We start from the raw sequence: 2,228 nt of genomic DNA, 5'->3' as shown, positions 1-2,228 counted from the left end.
AAATCGGGCCGCGCTTTTGGCGCGGCCCGAAAGATGAAGTTGTTGCCTGAGAAGGTTCGGGATCAGCCGCGGAAGAGCGACAGGATCTGCTGCGACGAGCCGTTGGCGATCGACAGAGCCTGGATACCGAGCTGCTGCTGGACCTGGAGGGCCTGCAGGCGAGTCGATTCCTTGTTCATGTCGGCGTCAACGAGCTGGCCGACGCCGCGATCGATCGAGTCCGAAAGCTTCGAAACGAAGTCCTTCTGCATGTCGATGCGCGCCTTCGCAGCACCGAGTTCTGCAGCGCCGGTGGCCATGCCCTTCAAGGCAGCTTCGATGCCGGTGAGCAGGGCGTCGAAATCGCCGGCAGTGCTTGCACCGCCCGTGCCGGAAACCTTCAGATCCAAAGTCGACGCGCCGCCCGTCGAGAACGCCTTGTCCAGGATGCCAGTTCCCACAGCGCCGGTGGCGGCGTTCGAATCGATCAGTCGGATGTTCGTGAAATCGACGTCGATCGTGCCGGTCGTAACCTTGCCAGCCGAATCGCGGTTGTAGGAGGTCATGACCGTCAGCTTGGTGTCAGTCGTCGAGGTCGAGTCGGTCTTCAGCAGGTTCGAACCAGCATAGTTGGCACCGGCGATGTTGTCCTTGAGTTGGGACTGCAGGTTGCCGATTTCCGTCTGGATGCGCTCGCGGTCGGCCGCGCTGGAGGTCTTGGCCAGCAGCACCTTCTGCTTGATCTGGTCGACGACGTCGATCGCCTTGTTCATGGCGGTGTAGGCGGTGTCAACCTTGCCGGCGCCCAGGCCGAGCGCGTCCTGCACGACCGAGTTAGCCTTGTTGTCGGAACGCATGGTGGTGGCGATCGACCAGTAGGCGGCGTTGTCGGCGGCCTCGGCGACGCGCATGCCGGTGGCGATGCGGCCCTGGGTGACGGTCAGGTTCTTGTTGGTTGCATTGAGGCTCTGAAGAGCGGTCAAGGCGGCGGCGTTGGTCAGAATGCTGGACATAAGTCCTGTTCCTTTTACTAAACTCTACCAAGGAACATGCCGTAATCTATCGGCCAGAGCGGAGCGGCATCATGCCTGTGGCTGGTTTCAGCCACCCGCTCTCTAGGTCGCCTTTATGGCGGAGAGGTCCTACCAAACCGCTAATATGCAAGGTGCAATTCGCCTGAAGTGGCCCAAAGGTCGCCAATTGGCACGCTTTGCCCTGAGGGGAACAAATGCAAATCGGGCCGCGCTTTTGGCGCGGCCCGAAAGATGAAGTTGTTGCCTGAGAAGGTTCGGGATCAGCCGCGGAAGAGCGACAGGATCTGCTGCGACGAGCCGTTGGCGATCGACAGAGCCTGGATACCGAGCTGCTGCTGGACCTGGAGGGCCTGCAGGCGAGTCGATTCCTTGTTCATGTCGGCGTCAACGAGCTGGCCGACGCCGCGATCGATCGAGTCCGAAAGCTTCGAAACGAAGTCCTTCTGCATGTCGATGCGCGCCTTCGCAGCACCGAGTTCTGCAGCGCCGGTGGCCATGCCCTTCAAGGCAGCTTCGATGCCGGTGAGCAGGGCGTCGAAATCGCCGGCAGTGCTTGCACCGCCCGTGCCGGAAACCTTCAGATCCAAAGTCGACGCGCCGCCCGTCGAGAACGCCTTGTCCAGGATGCCAGTTCCCACAGCGCCGGTGGCGGCGTTCGAATCGATCAGTCGGATGTTCGTGAAATCGACGTCGATCGTGCCGGTCGTAACCTTGCCAGCCGAATCGCGGTTGTAGGAGGTCATGACCGTCAGCTTGGTGTCAGTCGTCGAGGTCGAGTCGGTCTTCAGCAGGTTCGAACCAGCATAGTTGGCACCGGCGATGTTGTCCTTGAGTTGGGACTGCAGGTTGCCGATTTCCGTCTGGATGCGCTCGCGGTCGGCCGCGCTGGAGGTCTTGGCCAGCAGCACCTTCTGCTTGATCTGGTCGACGACGTCGATCGCCTTGTTCATGGCGGTGTAGGCGGTGTCAACCTTGCCGGCGCCCAGGCCGAGCGCGTCCTGCACGACCGAGTTAGCCTTGTTGTCGGAACGCATGGTGGTGGCGATCGACCAGTAGGCGGCGTTGTCGGCGGCCTCGGCGACGCGCATGCCGGTGGCGATGCGGCCCTGGGTGACGGTCAGGTTCTTGTTGGTTGCATTGAGGCTCTGAAGAGCGGTCAAGGCGGCGGCGTTGGTCAGAATGCTGGACATAAGTCCTGTTCCTTTTACTAAACTC

At 61.4% G+C, this 2,228-nt stretch carries 2 protein-coding genes; both read right to left on the bottom strand.

All coding sequences use genetic code 11. The annotated features are described in order from the left end of the window. Window positions 1-62: 62 nt before the first annotated feature. Complete coding sequence (locus tag AO692_RS19610) at window positions 63-992, bottom strand: flagellin (protein ID WP_054308467.1); 930 nt, start codon at window positions 990-992, stop codon at window positions 63-65. 281 nt (window positions 993-1,273) lie between these two features. After that, complete coding sequence (locus AO692_RS19605) at window positions 1,274-2,203, bottom strand: flagellin (RefSeq protein WP_054308467.1); 930 nt, start codon at window positions 2,201-2,203, stop codon at window positions 1,274-1,276. Window positions 2,204-2,228: the final 25 nt, after the last annotated feature.

Origin of the sequence: Mesorhizobium sp. 1M-11, from assembly GCF_001303895.1 — a bacterium.
Classification (GTDB): Bacteria; Pseudomonadota; Alphaproteobacteria; order Rhizobiales; family Rhizobiaceae; genus Mesorhizobium.
This window is presented reverse-complemented; position numbering and strand designations above follow the sequence as displayed.

What these genes read in the sequence shown, in the direction of transcription:
- AO692_RS19610 (WP_054308467.1), bottom strand. Translation starts at nt 992, where the DNA reads ATGTCCAGCATTCTGACCAACGCCGCCGCCTTGACCGCTCTTCAGAGC.
- AO692_RS19605 (WP_054308467.1), bottom strand. Translation starts at nt 2,203, where the DNA reads ATGTCCAGCATTCTGACCAACGCCGCCGCCTTGACCGCTCTTCAGAGC.